This is a genomic window from Clavibacter michiganensis subsp. insidiosus (genome assembly GCF_002240565.1).
Lineage (GTDB): Bacteria > Actinomycetota > Actinomycetes > Actinomycetales > Microbacteriaceae > Clavibacter > Clavibacter insidiosus.
This window is the reverse complement of the sequence record NZ_MZMO01000001.1, coordinates 2,429,000-2,452,901: the sequence shown is the minus strand read 5'-3', so window position 1 is coordinate 2,452,901 and position 23,902 is coordinate 2,429,000. Positions and strand designations below refer to the sequence as shown.

Below are 23,902 nucleotides of genomic sequence, written 5' to 3'. Positions count from 1 at the left end.
ATGACTGACGCAACGACCCACCCCGTGACCACCGCTTCCGGCACCGACGTCCGCGTCCGGTTCTGCCCGTCCCCGACCGGGACCCCGCACGTGGGGCTCATCCGCACGGCGCTCTTCAACTGGGCCTACGCGCGCCACACGGGCGGCAAGCTGATCTTCCGCGTCGAGGACACCGACGCCGCGCGCGACAGCGAGGAGAGCTACGAGCAGCTCATCGAGGCGCTGCGCTGGCTCGAGATCGACTGGGACGAGGGCGAGGGCGTCGGCGGACCGCACGCGCCGTACCGTCAGTCGCAGCGCACCGACCTCTACCTCGACGTGATCCGGAAGCTCACCGAGTCCGGCCACCTCTACGAGAGCTACGCGACGGCCGAGGAGATCGAGGCGCGCAACCGCGCCGCCGGCCGCGACCCGAAGATGGGCTACGACAACTTCGAGCGCGACCTCACCGAGGCCGAGCGCCAGGCCTTCCGCGACGAGGGCCGCTCGCCCGCCCTCCGCCTCCGCGTGCCGGACACCGACCTCTCGTTCGACGACCTCGTGCGCGGCACGGTCACGTTCCCCGCGGGATCCTTCCCCGACTTCGTGCTCGTGCGCCCCAACGGCGCCCCGCTCTACACGCTCGTGAACCCCGTCGACGACGCCCTCATGGGCATCACGCACGTGCTCCGCGGTGAGGACCTGCTCTCGTCGACGCCCCGGCAGATCGCGCTGTACCACGCGCTCATCGACATCGGCGTGGCCGACGCCATCCCGCGCTTCGGCCACCTGCCCTACGTGATGGGGGAGGGCAACAAGAAGCTCTCCAAGCGCGACCCCGAGTCGAACCTGTTCCACCACCGCGACCGCGGCTTCATCCCCGAGGGCCTCATCAACTACCTGGCGCTGCTCGGCTGGTCGCTCACGCACGACCGGGACGTGTTCAGCCGGATGGAGATGGTCACCGCCTTCGATGTCGCCGACGTCACGCCCGCGCCCGCGCGCTTCGACCTCAAGAAGGCGGAGTCGCTGAACGGCGACCACATCCGACTGCTCCAGCTCGACGACTTCGCCCAGCGCCTCGTGCCGTACCTGCAGGCGGCCGACGTCGTCGGCGCCGAGCTGACGCACGACGAGCAGCGGATGCTCGACGCCGCGGCTCCCCTCGTGCAGGAGCGCATGCAGCTGCTCGGCGAGGCGCCCGACCTCCTCTCGTTCCTCTTCACCACGGCCGACGCGCTGCCCTACGACGACGCGGCCGTCCAGGCGCTCAAGGACGACGCCCCCGAGGTGCTCGCCGCCTCGCGCGGCGCGCTCGCGGGGGTCCCGCACACGCAGTGGGACATCGACCTCGTGCAGGAGGTGCTGCAGAACACCCTCATCACCGGCATGGGCATGAAGCCGCGCCTCGCGTACGGCCCGCTGCGCGTCGCCGTCTCCGGGCGCCGGATCTCGCCGCCGCTGTTCGAGTCGATGGTGCTGCTCGGCAAGGACGAGACCATCGCCCGCCTCGACCGCCTCGTGGGGATGCTCGGTGAGTGATCCCGGGGTCGCGGGATCCACCGCGACCGGCGACTCCTACGACGTCGTCGTCATCGGCGCCGGCCCCGCTGGCCTGTCCGCCGCGCTGAACCTGGTGCGCGCCCGCCGCCGCACCCTCGTGCTCGACAGCAGCCGCCCGCGCAACGCCGCGACCCTCATGTCGCACGGCTTCGTCACCCGCGACGGGATCTCCCCGCTCGAGCTCCGCAAGCTCGGCCAGGTCGAGGTGGAGGGGTACGACGAGGGCGAGTTCCAGCTCGCCGTCGTGCGGTCCGCGGAGCCGGCTCCGGGTGGGTTCACCATCCGCGCGAAGGGCGTGCGCCGCGCTCCCGACCGCGAGGTGCACGCGCGCCGGATCCTCATCGCCACGGGCCTCGTGGAGACTCTCCCCGACCTGCCGAGCATCCGCGCCTACTACGGCACCGCCGTGCACAGCTGCATGGAGTGCGACGGCTACGAGAAGGCCGACGAGCCGCTCTTCCTCATCGGCGAGACCGACGACCTCGTGGAGCGTGCGCTGCTGCTCTCGCAGTGGTCGCGCGACATCATCGTCTTCACCAACGGCGTCGCGCGCATCGACGAGGCGGGGGAGCGCGGGCTCGCGTCCCTCGGGATCCGCGTGGACCGCCGACCCGTCGCCGACATCGAGGGGGAGCGCGCGGTCGTCACCGGCATCCGCATGCAGGACGGCACCGTCGTCCCCCGCACCGGCGGCTTCGTGCGCCCCCGCTACTCGACCGCGCTCGACTTCCTCTCGGGGCTCGACCTCGAGACGGACGACGACGGCCACATCGCCGTCGACGCCGAGGGCCGCACCTCGCACGCGGGCGTCTACGCGGCGGGCGACAGCTCGCAGCCGGGCCCGCAGCAGCTGATCATCGCGGCCGGCTTCGGGGCGCGCGCGGCCAGCGCGATCAACCGGGACCTGCTGCCCGTGATCTGACGCGTGGCGCCTGTCGGGCGGGCGCCGGTTTGGCGCGGATCCGGCCGATGGGCTACACTCGACGAGGCCCGATCCCGCATCGGGGCCTTGGGGTATGGTGTAATTGGCAACACGGAAGATTCTGATTCTTTTGTTCTTGGTTCGAGTCCAGGTACCCCAGCACTGAAATAGCAGGATATGACAGGCCCGGTTCTCCGGGCCTTTTCCTTTTTGCTGTGCCCTTCGAGATCGGAGGCCTGTCCTCCTCGACGAGGACAAGGTGCGCGGCGTCCCGTCCAGGATCGCTATCGTGTGTTCCGATCGCCTGGGTCTGGTAGCGTCCGAGCTCTGTCGATGGGCAGGGCCGGCCTCCGTCTGTGTGTCAACGCCAGTTCCAGCCATGCGCTGTGCGCACCTGCCGGAGCGGTTCGAGGGGAAGGGTCTTGGCTCCAGCCGCAATGCATGACGTTGGTTTAGGGACTGACGCTGATGCTGACTGACCGCCCACATGCAAGCGATCCGGAGGAAGGCGCCAAGTCGTCGGTGCTGCGTCCGTCACCGCCTCGCGCCGCACGACGGCCAGCCGCGCTGTCTTCTCGTCCTCAAGCGTGCAGGAGCGTAGCGCGCCGGCCTCAACGGATGAGGAGAGTGATGTAAACGATGTACGAGGATGACGTGGATGTCCCTGTCAGGTCAGTGCGTGAGTCCCTTCGCGAGATGGCGGGCTTCAGTTTTGCCACCTGTGCCCTCTCGGGGTACTTCATCTACATGCTGCGGACATCTCTGCCGCAGCGCTTTTCCGAGTCCCTTTTCGATGATCTAGCTGCCATGGGCGGTGTCCTCCTTCAGCACATCGGGTGGTTGTTCGGGCTACTCGTTCCGGTACTACTGGGGCTGTATGTGCTTGTGCTAGGTGGACAATGGGTGATGGGCCCGCATGACGGCTCTCGTCTCCGTCGTGACTTGAGCCTCGTTGCGGAGTGGCTTGCGGCGGGGCTGGTGCCGTGTGTTGCCTTGGTCGGTATTTTTTGCCTCTCCGAACCCATCGAAGCCGCCTCGCTCCTCGCCATTATTCCCGCCATGGCCCTCACCGTTTTCCTTGCCAGTCAGCTGGGCCGATTCCTGGCATATGAGCCTGCCGAGAAACTCAAGGCCGCGGAGAGGGTGAAAGCCTGGGCGAGGCAGAAATTGGGGGCGGTTCGTCGTCGTGCGTGGCTGCCGATGCCTGTGACGATCGGGGCGAATGTGGCAGTTGCAAATATAGCAAGTGCACTCGTGTTCGCCGGCAGCGGAGGAAAGGGACCTCTATGGGCCGTTGTCGCGTACAGCACCTGCCTGCAAATCATCTATCTCATCGGGCAGATGACGACTCGCCGGGGGAGGTACACGGCGGTGACCAGATTCGACCGTGCCACTCGTTTCGTGCCGATTGTATGCGTTCTTCCGGCATTGGCGCTTGGCGTGCTCGAGGCGCTCATCGAGAATTTGCCGTCCCTGGCATGGTCCGTTGTGGCGGGAATTTTCTTTCTCACGGTGTCTGCTTGCTGGCCTCTACGCAAACCTGGGCGAAGGAGCGTCACGAATTGGACGATTCGCGGCTGTGCTTCGAGATCTGCGGCGATATATCTGACTCGTAGATACGTCCGGAGTTGTAACGAGGTCAGGGATCTGCGCGGCGATGGCGGTTGACGACACGACGACGGCCCCGCCCGAGCATCTGCTCGAGCGGGGCCGTCGTCGTGTTCAGCGCAAGAGGATCAGGCGAGGCGCCCCTTCGGCGAGCTGTCGCTCGTCTTCGACGGGTCCTTCTCCACGACGTCGCCGAGGGCGTCGTCGATGCGGGTCAGGAGCTCCGCCGGGATCGTGACGCCTGAGGCCTTGACGTTCTCGTGCACCTGCTCGGGGCGCGAGGCGCCGATGATCGCCGAGGCGACGTTGTCGTTCTGGAGCACCCACGCGACGGCGAGCTGGGCCAGCGACAGGTCCAGCTCGTCGGCGACGGGCTGCAACTCCTGGACGCGGGTGAGGACGTCGTCGTTCATGTAGCGCTTGATCATGTCGGCGCCGCCCTTGTCGTCCGTGGCGCGCGAGCCCTGCGGCAGGTCCTGGCCCGGCTTGTACTTGCCGGTGAGGACGCCCTGCGCGATGGGGGACCAGACGATCTGCGAGATGCCGAGCTCGGCGGACGTGGGGACGACCTCCTCCTCGATGACGCGCCAGAGGGCCGAGTACTGCGGCTGGTTCGAGATGAGCTGGAAGCCGAGCTCGCGGGAGAGGCCGTGCGCCTCGCGGAGCTGCTCGGGAGTCCACTCGCTGACGCCGATGTAGAGCGCCTTGCCCTGGCGGACGACGTCGGCGAAGGCCTGCATCGTCTCCTCGAGCGGGGTCTCGTAGTCGTAGCGGTGGGCCTGGTAGAGGTCCACGTGGTCGGTCTGGAGGCGCTCGAGCGAGCCGTCGATCGACGCCATGATGTGCTTGCGCGAGAGGCCGGTGTCGTTGTGGCCCTTGGCGCCGGTCGGGAAGTAGACCTTCGTGAAGATCTCGAGGCCGTCCCTGTTCTCGCCCTTGAGCGCTTGCCCAAGGACCTTCTCGGCGACGGTGTTCGCGTAGCCGTCGGCCGTGTCGAACGTGGTGATGCCGGCCTCGAGGGCCGCCTGCACGCACTGCGTGGCGGTGTCGTTCTCGACCTGCGACCCGTGGGTCAGCCAGTTGCCGTACGTGATCTCGGAGATCTTGAAGCCTGAGTTGCCTAGGTAGCGGAATTCCATGAGACCCACCCTACTCCTGGGGATCAAGGTTCGTGCCTGACCAGCACTTCGTCTGTTTCCATAAACAGTGCGGCGCTATTTGTCCTGCGTTCGTGCCACGGTCATGCCACGGGAGTTATGGGGGTGGTCGGCAAACGAATCTAAGGTGAGTTCCACGATGAGTAAGAGAACTTCCGGCAGCGTCCGTCGCCTACCGAGTGGCCGATGGCAAGCCCGCCACCGCGACCCCGAAGGACGACTCCGCACCCTGGGGACCTTCGACACCCAGAAGGTCGCAGACCAGACCCTCGCGGCCGCGCAGACCGACGTCACCCGCGGTGTATGGACGGACCCGGCCCTGAGCGGCGTCACCTTTGCGCAGTTCGCAGCGGATGTCCTCCCTACCTACGAATGGAAGCGCAGCACCCGGGAACAGCATGAGGCGACCATGCGAAGGTCGCTTCTGCCCAGTTTCGGCTCTGTGCCGCTGGCGAAGATCACCCGGCAGCGGGTGGACCGTTGGTGGGCGGACGGGGGCAAGCGAGGGCACCTTGTGGCCCGTCGCCACCAGTACATGCTCCTGTCGAAGATCATGCGCACCGCGGTGGATTACAGCTACCTCCCTGCATCGCCCTGCCGGGTGCCCAACGCATCGAGGGATGCGACTGCACCGCGTCCCGACTTCACCGTCGAGGACTTCGCTCGTGTGGTTGCGCACCTAGATGAGCGCATGGCGCTGATCGTCTGGACGGTGTTCGGGGCGCACCTGCGCGTGGGTGAACTCGTCGGTCTTCAGCGGGGCGACTACAACCCCAAGACCGGTCTCATGCGCGATGAGCGGCAGGTACAAGAGGTCCGTGGAGGTCTGCACACCACGACGACGAAGACCGGCAAGCCGAAAGCTGTGACGCTCCTGCAGCCGGTACGAAGCATGGTGGACAACCACGTCAGCCAGCACCCGATGCTCCCCGGTGCACCCCTTTTCACGCTGGAGAACGGGAGGCCCATCACGAGGCGGTACGTGGCGAAGTATTGGAGGGAGGCGCGAGCGGCAGCCGAGTTCCCCCAAATGCACCTTCATGACATCCGCCACATCTCGCTGACACTCGTGGCCCAGGAAGCGACATTGCGGGAACTTATGGCCCGTGGTGGCCACACCACGGCGAGCGCGGCTCTTCGGTATCAGCACGCCTCGGTCGAGCGTGATCGCGTTGTTGCAACAGCAGCTGGAAACACCCTGTTGAATGAGCTCAACAGGGTATCCAGGAGTCACGACAATCAGTCGGTACAATCGCAGTAGGGACAACCGGGTCCGTTCCGAGGGTCTGGGTGCTTCGGACAGATTACCCAGACCCGCTCCATTCGCACCGTGGCGAAGGTGTATCGAGTACACTGGGTACTACATCGGGTGTCCAACAGTCCACCTGTACAGCCCCACCGGCTCGTGTTAATTCTCCAAGGTCAGCACTGAGGGTTCACCGGTGGGGCTTTCTCGTGCCCACGGCACTTACTACGTTGTGTCATGGATGTCACAGATACGATGCGAGTACTGGTTGAACCCCAGGTGCCACTTGGAGTACTACATTGACTGTTTTGCAAAATAAGAGCGCGCCTGAGATTTTCTCATGCAACGTGCTAGTCCCAGTAGAGGGAGAGCATCGAGTCTCCTTCACGGATGCAGGTGAAGTGAGCAGAGTGAAGCTCCTGCTCCTCATCCAGCAGGACTACAAGAACCTCCGTAGAAGAGAAGCACAGCACGCACGAGCCTTCCCGAAGAAGAAGACCATCACAGTACCCAAGCCTTACAAGACCAGATCCATCACCGGGAACAACCTGAAGGACTGCGGGATCAAGGGTCTTGGTGGATGGCACGACGAGATGAACACCGTCCTCACCCAGCTCGCTCTCCGCACACTGAACGACTTCGCAGCCTTGGAGACCAGGGATCCGCACAGGAAGCTCACCTTCGAGGAGCTGACCACCATGGTGGAGTTGAAGACCAGCTCCCACATGTACGTGTGGGACCTTACTGACGTTCTCTTTCAGGCGTGCGTGGAAGCTGGGTACGGGGGTCTGGGAGACACAGCAGCAGGTGGACCTGCCGCGTACCAGGGTGAAGCCATCTACGCCCGCTGTGAGGCACAGGCACGATTTGCCATGGAGGTGTGGGAGTCGGACTTCATCCCGAAGCGCCGTGCATGGGGCAAGAAGGGTGGGACGGCCAGCAAGACGCCCTTCCAGTACGGCATCGAGTTGTTGGATGACATCTTGGACCTGACACGCAAGCAGCAGCTGGTGGAGCTGGCTGACACTGGGATCAGCCAGGCAGCGCTGTACCGACTTCGAGACCGTCACCCGTACTACAAGAAGACGAAGAACATCGAAGGTACCAGCTAGATCATCGACTCCAGCGCTCCCAGGTTCAGATGAACTGAATCGAAGAGCGGCCGATAGTAATACATGTGACAGTAATTCGAGCAGGCAGGCCGTGCAGCATCTGCACGTCTCCGCACCGTGCAGCCATCGAAGGCGCGGCCATCGACGGCGAACGAATTTCGCGCATTTCGCGTGCTTTCGAGGTCTACCCCGATGCCGTACGGCGACACCTCTACGCCCACGTGGATCTGAAGGTGAAGGAGGCCCTGCGCACCGTGGAGGGGCTGTCCCCAGCTGTCGTCATCATGCGCGTGCAGGAGGTGGCCAACAGCGCCCGCGATCTACGCGACGAGGCACTGGAGAAGGGGAACATCGCAGCCGCCCTCCGTGCAGGGGACGCAGAGCTACGCGCCCTCACAGCCTTGGCAGAGCGGTTCGGCATCAGCAGCGACACCGTGGCGCGAGACCTCCAGGCAGCCGACGACGTGTACCGCGCGGTGGGATCCACGGCCGCGCAATCGGCAGAGGCCGGACAGCTACTCGCGGACGCCCTCGAACAGCTCGGCCACCGTGTGTTCGCAGACACCCTGCGCGCATCAACCTCTAGAAACAAAGGACTTACAGCATGACCTTCACGCCCACACCAGGAGAGCGAATCCATGTTCTACAAGCATTCGTCTTCGGTGACGTTGCTCTCAAGAGGGGCGACACCCTGATCCTCACGCGGCAGCATATCGAGCTGAGCTTGAATGCGTAGGGGGTTTCATCCCTTTCCATCGCGGACGACGAGGACGCGCAGATCAAGCGATGGGGTGAGCCGAAGATTGGAGTTGGTGAATTCCCATCGGACCTCACACCGTGGGTGAAGGGATCCCCAGACGAGGACATCGAGCGCGACCGTCGAATGCGACTCGCATGGGCGAAGACCAACCCAACCGAACGATACGACGAGCTGGCAGCAATTCGCAGGGAGCTGGGGAGCACGCGCACCAGCCGAACATTGCGTGACTACAAGTGAGTGAGAGCACTCGGGATCCACGCATTCGAGCCTTTGAGTTCCGCCAGCTTGTGGCGCTTGTCCTCCAGGTCTGTGATGTCCCAGCTGAGGCCCGCCAGCCCCGTCCTACAACGCTCTCTGAGCGTCTACAGCAGCCCCGTGAGCCCTCCGACGTCCTGGGCGTTCCCAACTGGGTGATCCGCACCTTCACGGCTCAGGCGCGGGACCTGGCACTGGGTGTGGACGAGGCGAAGGCCGCAGCTGAAGAGGCCGGGGTAGATCACTACGCGGCCGTATGGAAGCGACCTCGACGTGCAGCGCAGGACAGCTACGTCGTGCTTCCACTTCAGCAGTTTGGAATTCTTGTTGCACAGGCGCAGAAGAATTGCGACGCGGGTACTGAAGAAGAATAAAGAATTCGTGTGCAGTGATGTACACGATGTGAAGGCTTGTCACCTTCACGGGCGGATCTTTCATCGAGTGGCCGCCCACCCCCTCCGACATCACGGTGTTGGGCCGGAGGGGACCCACAAGCTCCCGTGAGTCGGAATGAGGGCCGAGTCACGGATGGCGGGAGTTGTACTCCTCATCGGCCCGCCAACGGCCCTGCCCCACGGATGGACGTTCCCGGGGCAGGGCCACCACCTACTACGCGAAGAGGAAGACCATCGTGAACATCCTTGTCTTGCAGCATCGACTCGACCGCATGAACGCCGCGCTGGCCGCCATGGGAGAACCCGGTGTGGATTGCCCACCCACGGTGCGCGCCTACGTCACAGGCGTCCGCGACGCGCTCCAGGGCGTGCTGGACGACACCCCTGGTGCAGACCGATGAGCGCCAGGAACACGCTCGACATCCGGGCACAGCTGGAGCAGGTGAGCCGGGAGCTGGACGAGCTGGACGCAGACGGCGCAGACGTGTCCCTGATCCAGAAGGCACATGCCATCGGCGTACGCGGTGCGCTCCGGTGGGCGTTGGGGGAGACGCCGACCGTCTAACCCGACCATGGTCCTCCACCGCACCACCGCGGTGGCAGACAAACGATCGTCTGTGAGACACCATCGGAGAATGCCGCGACACGCGGTGCCAGGTGTCTCAGAACTCGTGTCCGAATCCCTTGTAACGCTGAGACCGTTTGCGTTACGGTTGTAACCATGACCTCGCACCGCATTGGCTACTCCCGCGTCAGCACGACCGATCAGAACCCTGAGTCGCAGCAGGACGCACTGAAGGTGGCGGGATGCTCGCGGATCTTCGTGGACACCTTCACAGGCACCAAGGCCTCCCGGCCGGAATGGGACCGCGCCCGCGATGTCCTACGCGAAGGTGACACACTTGTCATCACGCGACTCGACCGGTTGGGGCGCTCCACCAAGGACCTCTTGGCCATCGCGGAGTGGCTGAGTGCCAATGGCATCGCGCTCGTCGCCACGGAACAGCAAATCGACACCACAACCGCCGAAGGCCGACTCTTCTTCACCATGATTGCCGCGTTCGCAGAGTTCGAGCACGCGATGATGCAGGGCCGCACACTGGATGGCCTCGCGGCGGCTCGTGAGCGCGGCCGGGTAGGTGGTCGGAAGCCCAAGCTCACCGACAAGCAAGTCAAGGCAATCCGCCTCCGCTACGACGAAGGCGAAGGTGCCACGGACCTCGCATCGTCCTTCAATGTGTCGAGGCCGACCATCTACCGGGCGCTGGAAGCTGCCCAGTAGGTCACGCGTCACCACTTGAAGCGTCAGGAGCGTGCTCCTCGACGGGCTCGCTCAGATCGGACCCAAGGTACTTCACAGCAGAGCGCACCTGCGTACCAGTCACGGCGGCAACAAGAACGTCATCATCGTCAGGATCGCGTCGGAACGGCATCCCAGTTGCGATCAGCTGCCACGTCTGCGATGCAGAGCGATGTGCGCCCACTTCCGCAGTCAGCAGCGCTGATCCTGCAGGATCGTATTCGCTTCTGTAGGGGTCGTCGTTCGCCCACTGGTTCACCATCTGCGCCACCATGACGAAGCCCATGAGGCTGTCATGCGCTGGCACTACCCAGGTGCTTTGGGGGTACGACTCCGCCATCTCCAGGATGAATGGAAGTCCCTGCACCGTCAGGACGGCGCTCTCGTCCCCATCATTGATGAAGGTCAAGGGCACCCGGACCGCAACCTCGTCGAACATGTCGAGGTCTGCGCGAGCTCCGCCGTGGATCAGGCGGAAGTCTTTGGGCAGAAGCTCCCATCCCGTTTCGCTGCGCGGCTTCAGTCTGAAGACGGATGCTTGTGAGAAGTCCGGGCAGTGCACCGTGATCTTCGGTAGGGCAGCTTCGCGCCTCGCCTGTTCAGTCTGCGCGAGCATGCGTTCTGACACCTTGGCCGCCGCGACAGCTGCCTCCGCGTTACGCTCGGCAGCTTCCGCGGCTCGGACAGACGCCTTCGTCGCCTTGCGGGTTTGGACAGCCTGGTAGGCCACGACGTAGGCGGACACCGCCGTCGCCATGGCAGCCCCCAGGGTCGCGCCCAACATCCACCAGTCGGCACCGTCCCGCTGAACATCGACCGGCAGAACGAACTCGATCAGATTCACTGGTCGGCCGCCTGTGGGTGCCGTGCATCGCCCTTCGCCAGGTACTCCAAAAAACGCAGACCGCGGTCCGTGACGGTGAGACCCAAGGTTGGATTGTCATTGACGTAGTACCGGCCGGGCTCGTGAGGGCTGCGCCTCATGTGGGATTCCTGGTCCCGGACAAGCAGGCCATCGGCTTCCAAGGTGTTGGTCATCGACGGGATCTGTGACTGGTAAAACTCACCTCGGAACTCAGCTTGGATCGAGTCCCAGACCAGCTGAGGCGCGTTCGGCAACAGTCGGGGGGTGCCGTAGGAGTGCTGGGCGAGGGTCTGGAGGATGAAGACTTCGAGCACGTCGTAGCGGCACACCAGACGCAGGAACAGGTCTCGCTCGTCCGTGATGGCCTGGCCAACCAGGGATCCAAGGCCACGCCTCATTCGGCGGAGCTTGCCTCTGTCCGAGGTCTCCAGCGACTCGGACAGCACCCGTTCCACCAGGGGGATAAACCGCTCACCGTTGCTGTCGACGATGGACGCGACCTCATCGAGGCGTGAGGACTCCTGAACCCTCAAGTGGGCAGCCAGCTCAACTTCCTTGCGTAGCTCTCCCAAAATCCGTTCCACGCGATCCTGCGCGCGACGGCCCCGGATCATTGCCATGCCGCCGCTGGCCGGGCCGCCGATGACCGGGAACATCGAGAGCGCCAATTCGATGACGTCCACGCCTACCCCGATGGCCTTGTCCTGTGCCGCAGGGCTCATCTGCAACGGCTCGACTGCATCGCTCATGGCCTCACGGTAGAGCCATCGCGGTCGCACCGGTACCGTCAAGCACACCCGCTGTCGACAACGAGGTCGTCGGCCGGCCTAGAGCAACAGGAGCAGCGCCATGCCCATTGAAAACCTCGACAGCACGCAGGGGCTTGTCTTCGTCGGAGAGATCACTTCTACTCGGAACCTGCTTGCCAGCGGGCTGCGAATCCTTCGCGAAGGAGCCTTCTTCGACACGACCAAGGATCCGATCTTCACCACGTTGTCCATCGGGGTGGAGAAGTACCTGAAGCTGATCCTCGGCACCATCTCCCTGGATGAACACCAGCGCTGGCCCTCCAAGGCCGAGATGATGGGCTACGGGCACGGAATCGCTGAGATGTGGGATCGCGTCATGGACGAGGTGCACCGTCGCACCGAGGACAAGAGCGAGTACATCCGAGGTCTGGACGCTGGTGTGGATGTGGACCCAGTATTGCGTCCCCTCCTAGAGGTCCTCGACCGATACGGCCGGTCTGGCAGGTTCTACAACCTGGACGCTCTCGGCGGGCGTCCGCAGGAGGATCTGTCCCCTGACGAGATGTTCAATGCCGTGGAACAGGCCGCATTGGCTGACCCGGAGGTCTCGCGCGCCCGTGACGAGGCGATGGCAGACCTGTTTGATCAGGTCGCCTCGGATCAGTTCGACACGATTTTGCGGGAGCGCATTGCCTCCAGCCTTGACGGGGCCTGGCAGATGCTGTCGCGTGTTGGCATGAACGACGGCTTCGGAGAGACGGGAAAGGTACTCGGCTACGAACTGCGAGCTGCCGATGTGGGTGACCAGTAGAGGGTCCTCATCTCCCGTGCCCCTCAGCGGCGGGTGATCCCCCGAGGGGTGCGAGGGAACGGGTGCCCTGAGCTGCTACCGCAGGGCAGGACTTCGACGGGAGGGCCGCGGTAAGTAGAAGCACGCACCCGAACTGGGGGCGTCGTAGCCCTTCGGGTACTCCATGCCAACTCATAGGCTTCCGGAAGATTACCCAGTACCCGAAATGAGAACCCGTGAAGCTTCGCCTGCCCATTCTTGCTCTGTCCGCTGCGATTGCCCTGTCGCTCTCCGCGTGCACCGGGGGTGCCCCTGACGCCGAGCCGGACACCGGCATCAATCGGCCTGCCGATGAGGAGCAGGCCGAAGCCGAGGCCGATGCCGGCTCGGAGATCGACCCCGAGTCGACCACAACGCTGAACTCGGTCTTCGGTGAGACCTTCGCCTACACGGACGGTGTCTCCGTGACGGTCAGCGCACCGCAGCCGTTTACTCCCAGTGAGTACGCGAACAAGGGCAGCGAGCCGAACTTCGTACTCTTCGAGATCACGGTGGTCAATGGCTCCGAGGGCAACTATGACCCGACGTCGTTCTACGACACGCTGCAGAGCGCCAATGCAGAGTCTGAGGAGGTCTACGACAGCCAGCAGGGCCTGGGGAACTCGCCGACAACTTCGCTGCTGCCGGGGCGCGAGGCGAAGTGGACGGTCGCCTATGGCGTGCTCGACCCGAACGACATGGTCATGGAGATCACCCCTGGCTTTGAGTACTCGTCGCGAATCTGGACCAACTAGGTCGACTTGACGCTGAAGCCCCGGTACCCATGGTGGTCGCCGGGGCTTCTGCATCCCTGCCGCGGGAGCTTGTGGCACCCGGCGGCCGTCCGCATGGTCCTGGTCTCCGAGAACGCACAGCGTTTCCGCTCGCAGGAGTGATGCCGTAGCAGTCGCGCCATGGGATCCGCCACCATGGGCAGCAAGAGTCCTGGATCGTGGCGGAAGGGCCGTCTGTCCGTCGGCATGGTCCACGAGAACGGCGAGTGCATCTACGGAACAACGCCCGCCCGTGCCCTCGACCTCATGGAGGCGGGGACTCCCAGCGTGTCGAGCCTCCGCCGGGCGACCGTCATGGAGCGCGTGAAGAAGATCAAGTTCGGATCCCGCTTGTCGGTCACGCTCGTGGGCCATGTCTACGAGGTGCGAGACCGTGTCGGACTTGTCGGGAACCTGAGCTGGGGGCCGTCACAGGTCGGCAAGCCGGATCCGCGTACAGGTACTCCCTTCCCCGAGGTGGACGCCGGAACACTCGTGGTCGAGCGCCTGACTGTCAGTGATGCCGGAGAGGTCGTCAACCTCGGTGGGACGATCATTCCCTGAGGAGACGTAGGGGGTAGCTGGTCTCGTGAGGGTCACCGCAGACGCTCTCCGAACGCACCTCGCACCCCTTTGATACCGAGGGGGCTGAAGTGGGTGGAGTCCCGTGCAGGAGCGTTACTGGCCACCAGGGCAGCCCCGTACGAGGGCACGGCGCCCTTCGCCAGCGTGTCCTCCCGGTAGGGGTGGATGACATTGAACGTGTCTGGGAAGGTCTCTTCGACGTGGCGAAAGCTTTTGATGGTTGCGGCCTGGGATACGAGGCTCCCTCCGCACATGAAGACCTGGAAGAACAGCTTCTGAATCCCGAACGTGACAAGGCCGTCAAAGTGGTTGTAGTTGGGCTTGGGTGTCCCGCGGAGCATCATGCTGCTCCTGCCTGCACTCAGGAAGTAGCCGTCTGCGCGAGCCCACTGGACGATGAAGCCGGTGGGGATCTGTCGGGTCCTGTAGACGTGCTGGAAGAGGATCCTGGGTGCCTTCACGTGCTCCTTGTCTTCTAAGGTCCTCAGGAGCGCCCGTAGGACCATCCAGAACGCGAGCCGGTCCCAAGCGTCATCGTCGACGTTCGGCGTGCGACCGCGGGACAGGTCGATGACCAGTGGGTCGACTTCCTGCTCCAAGCGCTCCAGCCACCCGTTATTGCACTCCTCGCACACCTCGTTCACCTCCATTTCGAACGCGGTCTTGTTGACCTTTCGGCTGGTCTTCATCTCGCCGTTCTCGGAGTACGTGTAGAAGCTGCTGGGGTGCGTCCAGATCCGATCCTTGTAGGACTTTCGAAGTACGTGCTCCTTCGAGCGCTTGCCCGTCGTGGTCTGGCAAAAGCGACAGCGGGACCGCGGTGTCGCGGAGGGGGGCAGGAGGTAAGGCGGGCTCGGTCATGGCCTGAGGTTACGTCGCTCCACCGACGCGCCTCGGGGTCCACCCAACTCACCGCGGCGAGCGCCACGCCGCCAAAAGTGCATGCTTCGAGAGCCCGTCCCCGGTGGCACGCGGCACAACCGAGGCGACCTTGGCTCCAGGTCGCAGACGATCCATCGTCGCGTGCCACGGGCGTGCCACACGAAGAGGCCAGCGACTACTTGGAGGAGGTACACTCGTTTCTAGAAACAAGCTGGTCAGTCGACGAATCACTGTGGTCGACCGTGCCACTGGCACAGTTGCCTAGGTAGCGGAATTCCATCCTCCGAGCGTACGCCGCGGGCGCTGGGGGAGCCCGGGGCGGGGTCTGTCCGCCGGGTGACCGGGAGATGCACGTGCGGCCCCGCCCGATGGTCTCGGGCGGGGCCGCACGGTCGTGCAGGGGGGAGCGCTGGTCAGGCCTCGCGGGTCTTCGGCGAGCTGGCCTCGGTCGTGCGCGGGTCCTTCTCGACGATGTCGCCGAGGGCGTCGTCGATGCGGGTAAGGAGCTCCGCGGGGATCTTCACGCCGGACGCCCTGACGTTCTCGTGCACCTGCTCGGGACGGGACGCGCCGATGATCGCGGACGCCACGTTCTCGTTCTGCAGCACCCACGCGACGGCGAGCTGCGCGAGGGACAGGCCGAGCTCGTCGGCGACGGGCTGGAGGTCCTGCACGCGGGAGAGCGTGTCGTCGTTCATGTAGCGCTTGATCATGTCCGCGCCGCCCTTGTCGTCGGTCGCGCGGGATCCGGACGGCAGCTCCTGGCCGGGCTTGTACTTGCCCGTCAGCACACCCTGCGCGATGGGGGACCACACGATCTGCGAGATGCCGAGCTCCTTCGAGGTGGGCACGACCTCCTCCTCGATGACGCGCCAGAGGGCCGAGTACTGCGGCTGGTTCGAGATGAGCTGGAAGCCGAGCTGGTCGGCCAGCGCGTGGCCGGCGCGCAGCTGCTCGCTCGTCCACTCGCTCACGCCGATGTAAAGGGCCTTGCCCTGGCGGACGACGTCGGCGAACGCCTGCATCGTCTCCTCGAGGGGCGTCTCGTAGTCGAACCGGTGCGCCTGGTACAGGTCGATGTAGTCGGTCTGGAGGCGCGTGAGCGACGCGTCGACCGAGTCCATGATGTGCTTCCGCGAGAGCCCCACGTCGTTGTGGCCCTTGGGTCCGGTGGGGCCGAAGACCTTGGTGAAGATCTCGATCGAGGCGCGCCGCTCGCCCTTGAGCGCCTCGCCGAGCACGGTCTCCGCCTTGGTGTTGGCGTAGACGTCCGCGGTGTCGAACGTGGTGATCCCCGCCTCGAGCGCGGCCTTCACGCACGCGGTCGCGGTGTCGTTCTCGACCTGCGATCCGTGGGTGAGCCAGTTGCCGTAGGTGATCTCGGAGATCTTGAAGCCGGAGTTGCCGAGGTATCTGAATTCCATGGTCCGACCGTACGCCGGGAGCCTCCGCGGGTCTCCACGAAAGTGTGCGACGGCGGCACGCACGACGACGCCCGCCCCCGGATCCGGGAGCGGGCGTCGTGGTCGTGCGGGAGAGCGCTAGCGGCGCGGGGCGTCCGCGTCGGCGTCCACGCTGCGGCCGGAGCCGCGGGCCGCGTCGTCGTCCGCGTCGGCCGGGGCGTTCTCGCCCTCGACGGAGGCCGCCTGGTCGGTTCCCTCGACCGCGCTGCCGTCGCGCTTCGTCTTCGCGAGGCTCGCGACGGTCGCCACCGTGATGGTGAGGAGGATGAACGACAGCGAGAACCAGATCGGGATCTCGGGGGCCCAGAGCATCGGCTCGCCGCCGTTGATGAAGGGCACCTCGTTGACGTGCATCGCGTGCAGCACGAGCTTCACGGCGATGAAGCCGAGGATCACCGCGAGGCCCTGCGAGAGGTAGACGAGGCGCTCGAGGAGACCCGAGATCAGGAAGTACAGCTGGCGCAGGCCGAGCAGCGCGAAGGCGTTGGCGGTGAAGACGATGTACGCCTCCTGCGTCAGGCCGAAGATCGCGGGGATGGAGTCGAGCGCGAACAGCACGTCGGTGAGGCCGATGGCGAGCATCACCAGGAACATCGGGGTGAAGAGCTTCTTGCCGTCGACGCGGGTCGTCAGCTTGTCGCCGTCGTAGTGGTCCGAGGTGGGGATGAAGCGGCGGAGCACGCGGATGAGCTTCGAGTCGGACTCGTCCTCGTCGTGCGTCTCCTTCATCTGCTTGTAGGCCATCACGAGGAGCAGGGCGCCGAAGAGGTAGAAGACCCAGGAGAAGTTGTCGATGATCGCGGAGCCCATCGCGATGAAGATGCCGCGCATCACGAGGGCTATCGCGATGCCCACGAGGAGCACCTTCTGCTGGAAGGCCCGCGGCACGGCGAAGCTCGACATGATGATGAGGAAGACGAAGAGGTTGTCGACGCTCAGCGCCTTCTCCGTCACGTAGCCGGCGAAGTACTCGCCGCCGAAGGTCCAGTTCGAGAAGACGCCGACGCCCACGCCGAAGACGAGCGCGATGACGATGTAGACGACCGACCAGGTGGCGGACTCCTTCAGCGTCGGCTCGTGCGCCTTCCGCACGTGCGCGAAGAAGTCGAAGACGAGCAGGCCCAGGACGGCCGCGATGGTCGCGGCCCAGAGCCAGAAGGGGACATCCATGAGGGTTCTCCAGTACTCGGACCTCGATGGGTCCGGTGGGGTACTGAAGGTCTCCTCCACCCCGCGAGCTGCTGCTCACGGAACCGGTCGTACGGGTCGGAGTGGTCCGACCGTATTGACGACACGACCGCCGGATGGGAGTACTCCCCTTCGAGGGAACACTCTATACGGCCGCATGGAGCGCTCTCGACCGCGCGGGCGGATCCCCAGCTGGAGCTCGTCGCGCGCTACTCGAGGAAGAGCAGCGCGATCCCGGCGACGGCCGCGAGGACGCCGATGCCGATGAGCACGAGCCCGGTCACGCGCAGCGCCCGGCCGTCGAGCTCGGGGGCGTGCGTGCGCACGCGCCACGGGGAGCGCGGCGAGAACCAGACGCGCACGTCGGACCCCGGGGCGAGGTCGCGGGTCTCCGGGGTGTCCGCCTGCGCCTCGTGCACGTCGCCCTCGTCGTCGAACCAGCGGAGGACGCGCGGCGCGGGGCCGTCGCCGCCGGCGGGGCCGTCCGCGACGAGGCCCTCGGTCGCCGTCCAGCGCCGGCCGACGACGCGCACGGAGATCCCGGCGACGTAGAGCAGGACGCCGGGGACGAGCGCGATCCAGGTGAGGAACTCGATGATGAGCGACGCCGCGGCGAGACCGTCCATGCCGCCCACCCGTCCGCTCGTCGAGCCCGAACGGGCCTAGAGGTCGATGCTATCGCCGGGCTCGAGGGCGTGGAACTCGCCGCCGCCCTGCTCGGTCGCCCACTGCAGGCGCCCGTTCGACATGCCCTTGCCCGCGGTGGACAGCACCATCTCGTGCGTGGGGAACGCGCGGCGGGGCTTCACGGCGAGCACGTAGTCGATGGACTCGCTGATCTTCATCCACGGCGCGCCCGCGGGGACCGCGAGCAGGTCGACCTCGACGCCCTCCGGCACGACGAACGAGTCGCCCGCGTAGTAGAGCGTGTCGTTCACGAGGACGCCGAGGTTGTCGACCTCGGGGATCGACTCGTGGATGACGGCGTGCGTGCCGCCGAAGAAGCGCAGCGTGAAGGGGCCGGCCTCGATGACGTCGCCCGCGTGCACGACGGTGACGTCGAAGTCGGTCGCGGCGGCCGCGACGCCCTCGGGGGCGTAGATGGGCACGCCCTCGTTCTTGTCGAGGATCCGCTTGAGCTGCTCCGGCGTCCAGTGGTCCGCGTGCTCGTGGGTGATGACGATGGCGTCGGCGTTCATCGCCTGCGTGATGGGGGTGGTGAAGGAGCCCGGGTCGATGAAGAGCTTGCGCCCCGAGAGTTCCAGGACCAGGGCGGCGTGCTCGAGCTTCGTCAATCGCATGAGAGGAGCCAACACCGTCCGGGCGGGCAGGGCAAACCGGCGCGCGGGGGCGCCGGCTGGCGTCTGTCGGGGGCGCGCGATCGGCACCGGGTCGGGCGGATCCGGCCCGGTCGGGGCTCGATTTGGTCGGGCTGTGCGCGCTGTGGCATACTCGACGAGTTGCAAAAACGGCCCCATCGTTTAGCGGCCTAGGACACCGCCCTCTCACGGCGGTAACACCGGTTCGAATCCGGTTGGGGTCACCACCGCTTCACCGGAACCCGGCATCTCCTCACGAGATGCCGGGTTTCGTCGTTCCGGGGTGCCCGCGGACCTGCCGGGCATCGTGGATCCGGCTCCCCGCCACCCCCGCGGCCTGTACCGTCGAGGGGTGAGTGTGCACCTGGTCGGAGGCGGCCTGTCGGATGACGACACCCCCCTCCTCGCGCGGTTCCTGTCCGAGGCGACGACGAGGGCGACCGCTGCCGCCCGGTTGGAGCCGGCTCGCATCGCCGTGGTCCTCGTCCACGACGGCCTGGGCGCCGAGTGGTTCGACCAGTACGCCGCCGCGCTCCGTGCCGCGGGCGCCTCCGAGCCCGTCGCGGTGCTCGCGCCCGAGGGCGGATCCATCGAGGTCGCGCAGCTGCAGGACGTCGACGGCATCGTCGTCGGCGGCGGGTTGACCCCCGCGTACCGCCAGGCGCTCGAGCCGGTCTTCGGCGAGATCCGCCGCCAGGTCACCGCCGGGGTCCCGTACCTCGGCTTCTCCGCGGGCGCCGCGGTCGCCGCCGAGACCGCGATCGTCGGCGGCTGGCGCATCGGCGACGTCGAGGTCGTGCAGGAGTCCGCGAGCGAGGACCTCGATGAGGTCACCGTGGAGCAGGGCATCGGCCTCATCGACGTCGCGGTCGACGTGCACGCCGCCCAGTGGGGCACCCTCACCCGGCTCATCGCCGCGACCGAGGCGGGGCTCGTCGAGGGCGGCGTCGCCATCGACGAGGGCACCGTGCTCATCGTGGGCGAGGGCCAGCTGGTCGTCGAGGGGCGCGGCAGCGTCTGGTCCGTCATCGGCTCGGAGACCGGCGTCACCGTCAGCTCCGCCGGCGCGTCCTGATCCACCGCCCGTGGCGCTGACCCTGCCGGAGCTCGTCGAGCGCGGCCTCATGGACGCCGGCTGGGCCGACGTGCTCGCGCCCGTCGCCGACGACATCGCGCGGATGGGGGAGTGGCTGCGGGCCGAGGTCGCCGCCGGCCGCCCCTACCTCCCCTTGGGCGACCGCGTGCTGCGGGCGTTCCAGCAGCCGCTGGCCGACGTGCGCGTGCTCATCGTCGGGCAGGATCCGTACCCCACGCCCGGCCACCCCGTCGGCCTGTCGTTCTCGGTCGAGCCCGACGTACGGCCCGTGCCGCGGAGCCTCGTCAACATCCACCGCGAGCTGCGCGACGACCTCGGGATCCCGACCCCCGAGCACGGCGACCTCACCGCGTGGACCCGCAGCGGCGTGCTGCTGCTCAACCGCGTGCTCACGGTGCGGCCGGGTGCTCCCGCGTCGCACCGCGGGAAGGGCTGGGAGGCCGTGACGGAATGCGCGATCCGCGGGCTGGCGGCGCGCGGCGGCCCGCTCGTCGCGATCCTGTGGGGCAAGGACGCGGGATCGCTCGCGCCGATGCTGGCTCCCGTGCCCCCGATCACCTCGGTGCACCCGAGCCCGCTGTCGGCGTCGCGCGGGTTCTTCGGCTCGAAGCCGTTCAGCCGGGCGGACGCGCTCCTCGCCGAGCAGGGCGCGGATCCGGTCGACTGGCGGCTCTGAGACCGCATCGCGGGTTCCGGCCGAGCGCGCCGCGGTCCCCGTAGGATCGCGGCATGCTCGAGGAGGAATACCAGCGGAGGCGCCGCCTGCCCGCCCACCTCCGGAAGCCCGCGCCGCCGCTGCCCGTCTTCTCCTACGAGATCCGGTCGGCCACGGCCTCCGACCTCCCGGACGTCCGCGAGGTCTACAACCACTACGTGATGAACAGCACCGTCACCTTCGACGAGACGCGCATGACGCTCGCCCGGTGGCGCGGACGCTTCAGCCAGCTCGAGCGCATGGGCATGCCGTTCCTCGTCGCGGTCTCGCCGTCGGGGCAGGTGCTCGGCTACGCGCTCGTCGAGCCGGTCGGCAACCGCCGGTCGTCGCGGACGACCGTGGAGGACTCGATCTACCTCGGCGCGGCATCCACGGGCAAGGGCCTCGGGCGCGCGCTCCTGGTGGCGCTCATCGGCGCGTGCCGGGAGGCCGGGATCCGCGAGGTCATCGCGGTCATCGCCGACCAGGGCGCGGACGCCTCCATCCGGCTGCACGCGTCGCTCGGCTTCACGGAGAGCGGGCGGATGGGCCGCGTGGGCTGGAAGTTCGGGCGCTGGCTCGGCACCGTCACGATGCAGCTGACGCTCAAGCCGACGGAGCGGCCGGGCCTGTGGGCGCGGACCATGCGGCGAGCGACGCCTGGCGCTGCCGCTCCCCGTCCCACCACGCCCGCTCCCGCTCCCGCCGCTCCTCCTTCGCGGTGAGCGGCCGGGGCGCGACCGTCTGGAGGCGATGACGGCGCGCCCACCAGCCGGTGAGGAGCGCGGATCCCAGCACCACGACCATCGGCAGCAGCATGAACGGGCCGCCGGTGCCCGCGCTGCGGTCGAGGCTCTCGGACATCTGGCCCAGGAGCGCCGTGGGGAGGAACAGCAGCGTGTTGTTGAGCGCGTGGATCAGCACGGGCGCCTCGAGGCCGCCGGTCATGCGGGCCGAGATGGTCGCCGAGATGCCGAACACGAAGTAGTAGGCGATGAGCCACGGGTCCTCCGCGAGGTGGGCGAGCGCGAAGAGGGAGCTGGAGACCAGCGCCCCGACCACGAGGGCGACCCGGGTGCTCCGGAACCAGGATCCGACCGAGCGCTGGACGAGACCGCGGAACCCGTACTCCTCGCCGGCGGACTGCAGCGGGGTCGTGAGCAGGATGATGACGAGGAACGCGACCACCTCGCCGTCGACGCGGATCTCGCCGGAGGGGTCGAGCGCGAACGTGACGCCGATGTAGACGACGAAGACGGGCACCATCACGAGCGCGACGCGGCCCAGCCAGCGCCAGCGGAACCGGCCCGCGATGGAGGACATCGCGCCCATCCGCACGCCGAAGAGCCAGCGCTGCAGGAGCATGGAGACGGGGATCAGGGCGGCCAGCGACAGGTTCGTGGCGAGCATGATCACGGGGGTCATCGTCTCGAGCGACGACTCGTCCGTCGGGTCGAGGCGGCCGGTGAGGAAGTCGATCCCGAAGCCGACGATGCCGAACACGAGCGACAGGACGAAGAACGCGACGACGCCGAGCACGAGCGCGAGGATCCCGCGCCAGGGGCCGCCCGTGTCGCGGAGGCCGTGGTGGTACGGGACGGGCGGGCGCTCGGGGAGCGGCGGGAGCTCGGGCGGGATCGGGTCGGGCATGCCGGCCGCCGGGGGAGCGCCGGGGTCGACGGGCGGCGCGACGGGCGGCGCGACCGGGGACCAGGAGCTGGGGGCGGGATCGGGCGGGGTCGGCTCCTGTGCGCTCATGCCGCCACGGTACGCGGGGCGGCTGCGGCGCGGATCCCCCCGACGGTGGAGGGCGCGCGACGGAGGGCGGACGGCGCGCGGTCGTCGTCGCGCGTCCGCGTACGGTGGACGGGACGAGAGGCGCACCCATGCAGCAGGACGAGCACGAGGATCTGGGGCACGACGCGGCCCGCGACGCCGACTTCGCGGAGAAGCGGCACGAGCAGCTGACGACGGCGCCCAAGGCCGTGGAGTCGGACGCGGCACCGCGCATCGACGTGACCGAGGAGGAGGGCGGCGTGACGCGGATCGACGTCGCGGGGACGGCGTCGGTGCGGCCCGGGAAGACGACGCCGGCGCGCGAGTCGTGAGCTGCGCGGACGCGGGCGTCTCGGTGGCCCCGCGGGACGTGCTCGTGCTCGGCGGCACCGCGTGGATCGGCCGGCTCGTCGCGGAGCGGCTGGCGGCGCGCGGCGACCGGGTGACGTGCCTCGCGCGCGGCACCGGCGGATCCGCACCCGAGCTCACGCGGTTCGTCGCGGTCGACCGCGACCGGCCCGACGCGTACGCGGCCGTCGCCGGCGCGGACTGGGACGAGGTCGTCGACCTCACCTCCTCGGCGCAGCACGCGCGCGAGGCCGTGGCGGCGCTCGCCGACCGGGCCCGGCACTGGACGCTCGTCAGCACCGTGTCGGTGTACGCGTCGTTCGCGCGTCCGGGCGAGGACGAGACGGCGCCGCTCGTGGACCCCGTCGACCTCGAGGAGTACGGCCAGGCGAAGGTCGCGGCCGAGCGCGCGGTGACCGCGGCGCTCGCCGGACGGCGCATGATCGTGCGCCCCGGCCTCATCACCGGACCCGGCGACGACAGCGACCGGTTCGGGTACTGGGCCGCCCGGTTCGCGCTCGCGGGCGACGGACCCGTGCTCGTGCCGGACACGACCGGACGCCGTTCGCAGGTGATCGACGCGCGCGACCTCGCCGACCTCGTCGTCGAGGCCGGGGTGCGCGGGCTCGACGGCGTGGTCGACGCGGTGGGCGAGAGCGTCCCGCTGGCGGACGCGCTGGACCTCGCGGCCGAGGCGGCGGGATCCACCGGGGAGCGGGTGGTGGCGACGGACGAGCAGCTCGCGGAGGCCGACGTGCTGCACTGGGCGGGACCGCGCTCGCTGCCGCTGTGGCTGCCGGGCGAGGCGGCCGGGATGCTCGCCCGGAGCGACGCGGCCATCCGCGCGCTCGGCGTCCCGCGCCGCCCGCTCGCCGAGACGATGCGGGACGTGCTCGCCGACGAGCGCGAGCGCGGGCTCGACCGGCCGCGCGCATCCGGCCTCACGCGCGACGAGGAGCTCGAGGTCCTGGCGACGCTCGGCTGACGCACGGGCTGCACGCACGAGCGCCGCGCACCCGTCCGGAGACGGGGTGCGCG

The 23,902-nt window shown here is 67.2% G+C and carries 27 protein-coding genes and 2 tRNA genes; 20 read left to right on the top strand and 9 right to left on the bottom strand.

Going from position 1 to position 23,902, the window contains the following annotated elements; all coding sequences use genetic code 11:
• The 4 genes from gltX (at window position 1) to B5P21_RS16585 (ending at window position 4,132) form a co-directional block, all read left to right on the top strand.
• Window positions 1-1,521, top strand: coding sequence for a glutamate--tRNA ligase (gene gltX / locus B5P21_RS11885; RefSeq protein WP_045527132.1), 1,521 nt, complete (start codon window positions 1-3; stop codon window positions 1,519-1,521).
• Window positions 1,514-2,464 carry an NAD(P)/FAD-dependent oxidoreductase gene (locus B5P21_RS11880; RefSeq protein ID WP_045527134.1) on the top strand — a complete coding sequence of 317 codons (951 nt, stop codon included), beginning with the start codon at window positions 1,514-1,516 and terminating at the stop codon, window positions 2,462-2,464. Before gltX ends, B5P21_RS11880 begins: the two co-directional genes overlap by 8 nt.
• An 88-nt stretch (window positions 2,465-2,552) precedes the next feature.
• Window positions 2,553-2,624, top strand: a tRNA-Gln gene (locus B5P21_RS11875).
• 536 nt (window positions 2,625-3,160) lie between these two features.
• On the top strand, window positions 3,161-4,132 hold the full coding sequence (locus B5P21_RS16585; RefSeq protein ID WP_149030114.1) for a hypothetical protein: 972 nt from the start codon (window positions 3,161-3,163) through the stop codon (window positions 4,130-4,132).
• Window positions 4,133-4,200: 68 nt separating this feature from the next.
• Here B5P21_RS16585 and B5P21_RS11870 read toward each other — a convergent pair whose 3' ends face one another.
• The gene (locus B5P21_RS11870; protein ID WP_045527136.1) at window positions 4,201-5,211 is read right to left on the bottom strand and encodes an aldo/keto reductase family protein; all 1,011 of its coding nucleotides are present in this window, start codon (window positions 5,209-5,211) and stop codon (window positions 4,201-4,203) included.
• 157 nt (window positions 5,212-5,368) lie between these two features.
• Here B5P21_RS11870 and B5P21_RS11865 point away from each other — a divergent pair, with 157 nt between their 5' ends.
• The 7 genes from B5P21_RS11865 to B5P21_RS11850 all read left to right on the top strand — a co-directional run bounded on the left by B5P21_RS11865 (window position 5,369) and on the right by B5P21_RS11850 (window position 10,279).
• Complete coding sequence (locus B5P21_RS11865) at window positions 5,369-6,490, top strand: tyrosine-type recombinase/integrase (protein WP_165770615.1); 1,122 nt, start codon at window positions 5,369-5,371, stop codon at window positions 6,488-6,490.
• 386 nt (window positions 6,491-6,876) lie between these two features.
• Window positions 6,877-7,587, top strand: a complete 711-nt coding sequence (locus B5P21_RS11860) for a hypothetical protein (RefSeq protein ID WP_133064192.1) — start codon at window positions 6,877-6,879, stop codon at window positions 7,585-7,587.
• A gap of 221 nt (window positions 7,588-7,808) precedes the next feature.
• Window positions 7,809-8,195, top strand: a complete 387-nt coding sequence (locus B5P21_RS11855) for a hypothetical protein (RefSeq protein ID WP_133064191.1) — start codon at window positions 7,809-7,811, stop codon at window positions 8,193-8,195.
• Window positions 8,192-8,323 carry a hypothetical protein gene (locus B5P21_RS17565; protein WP_258232016.1) on the top strand — a complete coding sequence of 44 codons (132 nt, stop codon included), beginning with the start codon at window positions 8,192-8,194 and terminating at the stop codon, window positions 8,321-8,323. Before B5P21_RS11855 ends, B5P21_RS17565 begins: the two co-directional genes overlap by 4 nt.
• Window positions 8,324-8,757: 434 nt before the next feature.
• Complete coding sequence (locus tag B5P21_RS16580; protein ID WP_133064190.1) at window positions 8,758-8,976, top strand: hypothetical protein; 219 nt, start codon at window positions 8,758-8,760, stop codon at window positions 8,974-8,976.
• A 257-nt stretch (window positions 8,977-9,233) separates the two neighbouring features.
• On the top strand, window positions 9,234-9,398 hold the full coding sequence (locus B5P21_RS16875; RefSeq protein ID WP_158385380.1) for a hypothetical protein: 165 nt from the start codon (window positions 9,234-9,236) through the stop codon (window positions 9,396-9,398).
• A 320-nt stretch (window positions 9,399-9,718) separates the two neighbouring features.
• Window positions 9,719-10,279, top strand: coding sequence for a recombinase family protein (locus B5P21_RS11850; RefSeq protein WP_045527143.1), 561 nt, complete (start codon window positions 9,719-9,721; stop codon window positions 10,277-10,279).
• A 1-nt stretch (window position 10,280) separates the two neighbouring features.
• Here B5P21_RS11850 and B5P21_RS11845 read toward each other — a convergent pair whose 3' ends face one another.
• Together B5P21_RS11845 and B5P21_RS11840 are read right to left on the bottom strand one after the other, a co-directional pair.
• Complete coding sequence (locus B5P21_RS11845; RefSeq protein WP_094171187.1) at window positions 10,281-11,141, bottom strand: hypothetical protein; 861 nt, start codon at window positions 11,139-11,141, stop codon at window positions 10,281-10,283.
• A complete protein-coding gene (locus B5P21_RS11840) occupies window positions 11,138-11,911 on the bottom strand; it encodes a hypothetical protein (RefSeq protein ID WP_045527147.1) in 774 nt (257 codons plus the stop codon). Before B5P21_RS11840 ends, B5P21_RS11845 begins: the two co-directional genes overlap by 4 nt.
• Window positions 11,912-12,011: 100 nt before the next feature.
• On the opposite strand from B5P21_RS11840, the gene B5P21_RS11835 reads away from it, so the two are divergent.
• The 3 genes from B5P21_RS11835 (at window position 12,012) to B5P21_RS11825 (ending at window position 14,077) form a co-directional block, all read left to right on the top strand.
• Window positions 12,012-12,722, top strand: coding sequence for a hypothetical protein (locus B5P21_RS11835; protein ID WP_045527149.1), 711 nt, complete (start codon window positions 12,012-12,014; stop codon window positions 12,720-12,722).
• Window positions 12,723-12,937: 215 nt separating this feature from the next.
• A complete protein-coding gene (locus B5P21_RS11830) occupies window positions 12,938-13,495 on the top strand; it encodes a hypothetical protein (protein ID WP_045527151.1) in 558 nt (185 codons plus the stop codon).
• 159 nt (window positions 13,496-13,654) lie between these two features.
• Window positions 13,655-14,077 (top strand): immunoglobulin domain-containing protein, encoded by a 423-nt coding sequence (locus tag B5P21_RS11825; RefSeq protein WP_133064189.1) that lies wholly within the window; start codon window positions 13,655-13,657, stop codon window positions 14,075-14,077.
• A 32-nt stretch (window positions 14,078-14,109) separates the two neighbouring features.
• Here the strand turns inward: B5P21_RS11825 and B5P21_RS11820 are convergent, their stop codons facing one another.
• The 5 genes from B5P21_RS11820 to B5P21_RS11800 all read right to left on the bottom strand — a co-directional run bounded on the left by B5P21_RS11820 (window position 14,110) and on the right by B5P21_RS11800 (window position 18,932).
• Window positions 14,110-14,787: a hypothetical protein gene (locus tag B5P21_RS11820; protein ID WP_094171186.1), complete on the bottom strand. Its 678-nt coding sequence runs from the start codon at window positions 14,785-14,787 to the stop codon at window positions 14,110-14,112.
• 606 nt (window positions 14,788-15,393) lie between these two features.
• On the bottom strand, window positions 15,394-16,404 hold the full coding sequence (locus B5P21_RS11815) for an aldo/keto reductase family protein (protein ID WP_094171185.1): 1,011 nt from the start codon (window positions 16,402-16,404) through the stop codon (window positions 15,394-15,396).
• 117 nt (window positions 16,405-16,521) lie between these two features.
• The gene (locus tag B5P21_RS11810) at window positions 16,522-17,613 is read right to left on the bottom strand and encodes a TerC family protein (protein WP_045527158.1); all 1,092 of its coding nucleotides are present in this window, start codon (window positions 17,611-17,613) and stop codon (window positions 16,522-16,524) included.
• Window positions 17,614-17,840: 227 nt separating this feature from the next.
• Window positions 17,841-18,257, bottom strand: coding sequence for a hypothetical protein (locus B5P21_RS11805; protein ID WP_045530188.1), 417 nt, complete (start codon window positions 18,255-18,257; stop codon window positions 17,841-17,843).
• A gap of 36 nt (window positions 18,258-18,293) precedes the next feature.
• Window positions 18,294-18,932, bottom strand: a complete 639-nt coding sequence (locus tag B5P21_RS11800) for an MBL fold metallo-hydrolase (protein WP_045527160.1) — start codon at window positions 18,930-18,932, stop codon at window positions 18,294-18,296.
• 169 nt (window positions 18,933-19,101) lie between these two features.
• On the opposite strand from B5P21_RS11800, the gene B5P21_RS11795 reads away from it, so the two are divergent.
• The 4 genes from B5P21_RS11795 to B5P21_RS11780 all read left to right on the top strand — a co-directional run bounded on the left by B5P21_RS11795 (window position 19,102) and on the right by B5P21_RS11780 (window position 21,465).
• Window positions 19,102-19,177: transfer RNA gene (locus B5P21_RS11795), tRNA-Glu, on the top strand.
• Window positions 19,178-19,302: 125 nt separating this feature from the next.
• Complete coding sequence (locus B5P21_RS11790; RefSeq protein ID WP_052663174.1) at window positions 19,303-20,025, top strand: Type 1 glutamine amidotransferase-like domain-containing protein; 723 nt, start codon at window positions 19,303-19,305, stop codon at window positions 20,023-20,025.
• A gap of 10 nt (window positions 20,026-20,035) precedes the next feature.
• Window positions 20,036-20,722, top strand: coding sequence for a uracil-DNA glycosylase (locus B5P21_RS11785; protein ID WP_045527162.1), 687 nt, complete (start codon window positions 20,036-20,038; stop codon window positions 20,720-20,722).
• Between the two features lie 53 nt (window positions 20,723-20,775).
• Window positions 20,776-21,465, top strand: coding sequence for a GNAT family N-acetyltransferase (locus B5P21_RS11780; RefSeq protein WP_094171184.1), 690 nt, complete (start codon window positions 20,776-20,778; stop codon window positions 21,463-21,465).
• Here the strand turns inward: B5P21_RS11780 and B5P21_RS11775 are convergent.
• A complete protein-coding gene (locus B5P21_RS11775) occupies window positions 21,347-22,498 on the bottom strand; it encodes a CPBP family intramembrane glutamic endopeptidase (RefSeq protein WP_080939287.1) in 1,152 nt (383 codons plus the stop codon). The genes B5P21_RS11780 and B5P21_RS11775 overlap by 119 nt on opposite strands.
• A 128-nt stretch (window positions 22,499-22,626) precedes the next feature.
• Here B5P21_RS11775 and B5P21_RS11770 point away from each other — a divergent pair, with 128 nt between their 5' ends.
• Both B5P21_RS11770 and B5P21_RS11765 read left to right on the top strand, forming a co-directional pair.
• Entirely contained in the window at window positions 22,627-22,848 is a 222-nt protein-coding gene (locus B5P21_RS11770; protein ID WP_045527166.1) for a hypothetical protein, read from the top strand.
• Window positions 22,845-23,849 (top strand): NAD-dependent epimerase/dehydratase family protein, encoded by a 1,005-nt coding sequence (locus B5P21_RS11765; RefSeq protein WP_080939288.1) that lies wholly within the window; start codon window positions 22,845-22,847, stop codon window positions 23,847-23,849. The genes B5P21_RS11770 and B5P21_RS11765 overlap by 4 nt, the downstream gene beginning before the upstream one ends.
• The last annotated feature ends 53 nt before the right edge of the window (window positions 23,850-23,902 follow it).

Bases quoted from the DNA above. Each gene is read 5' to 3' on its own strand.
- gltX (WP_045527132.1), top strand. From the start codon at position 1: ATGACTGACGCAACGACCCACCCCGTGACCACCGCTTCCGGCACCGAC.
- B5P21_RS16585 (WP_149030114.1), top strand. From the start codon at position 3,161: ATGGCGGGCTTCAGTTTTGCCACCTGTGCCCTCTCGGGGTACTTCATC.
- B5P21_RS11870 (WP_045527136.1), bottom strand. From the start codon at position 5,211: ATGGAATTCCGCTACCTAGGCAACTCAGGCTTCAAGATCTCCGAGATC.
- B5P21_RS11865 (WP_165770615.1), top strand. From the start codon at position 5,369: ATGAGTAAGAGAACTTCCGGCAGCGTCCGTCGCCTACCGAGTGGCCGA.
- B5P21_RS17565 (WP_258232016.1), top strand. From the start codon at position 8,192: ATGACCTTCACGCCCACACCAGGAGAGCGAATCCATGTTCTACAAGCA.
- B5P21_RS11850 (WP_045527143.1), top strand. From the start codon at position 9,719: ATGACCTCGCACCGCATTGGCTACTCCCGCGTCAGCACGACCGATCAG.
- B5P21_RS11840 (WP_045527147.1), bottom strand. From the start codon at position 11,911: ATGAGCGATGCAGTCGAGCCGTTGCAGATGAGCCCTGCGGCACAGGAC.
- B5P21_RS11835 (WP_045527149.1), top strand. From the start codon at position 12,012: ATGCCCATTGAAAACCTCGACAGCACGCAGGGGCTTGTCTTCGTCGGA.
- B5P21_RS11825 (WP_133064189.1), top strand. From the start codon at position 13,655: ATGGGATCCGCCACCATGGGCAGCAAGAGTCCTGGATCGTGGCGGAAG.
- B5P21_RS11820 (WP_094171186.1), bottom strand. From the start codon at position 14,787: ATGAAGACCAGCCGAAAGGTCAACAAGACCGCGTTCGAAATGGAGGTG.
- B5P21_RS11815 (WP_094171185.1), bottom strand. From the start codon at position 16,404: ATGGAATTCAGATACCTCGGCAACTCCGGCTTCAAGATCTCCGAGATC.
- B5P21_RS11810 (WP_045527158.1), bottom strand. From the start codon at position 17,613: ATGGATGTCCCCTTCTGGCTCTGGGCCGCGACCATCGCGGCCGTCCTG.
- B5P21_RS11805 (WP_045530188.1), bottom strand. From the start codon at position 18,257: ATGGACGGTCTCGCCGCGGCGTCGCTCATCATCGAGTTCCTCACCTGG.
- B5P21_RS11800 (WP_045527160.1), bottom strand. From the start codon at position 18,932: ATGCGATTGACGAAGCTCGAGCACGCCGCCCTGGTCCTGGAACTCTCG.
- B5P21_RS11780 (WP_094171184.1), top strand. From the start codon at position 20,776: ATGCTCGAGGAGGAATACCAGCGGAGGCGCCGCCTGCCCGCCCACCTC.
- B5P21_RS11775 (WP_080939287.1), bottom strand. From the start codon at position 22,498: ATGAGCGCACAGGAGCCGACCCCGCCCGATCCCGCCCCCAGCTCCTGG.
- B5P21_RS11770 (WP_045527166.1), top strand. From the start codon at position 22,627: ATGCAGCAGGACGAGCACGAGGATCTGGGGCACGACGCGGCCCGCGAC.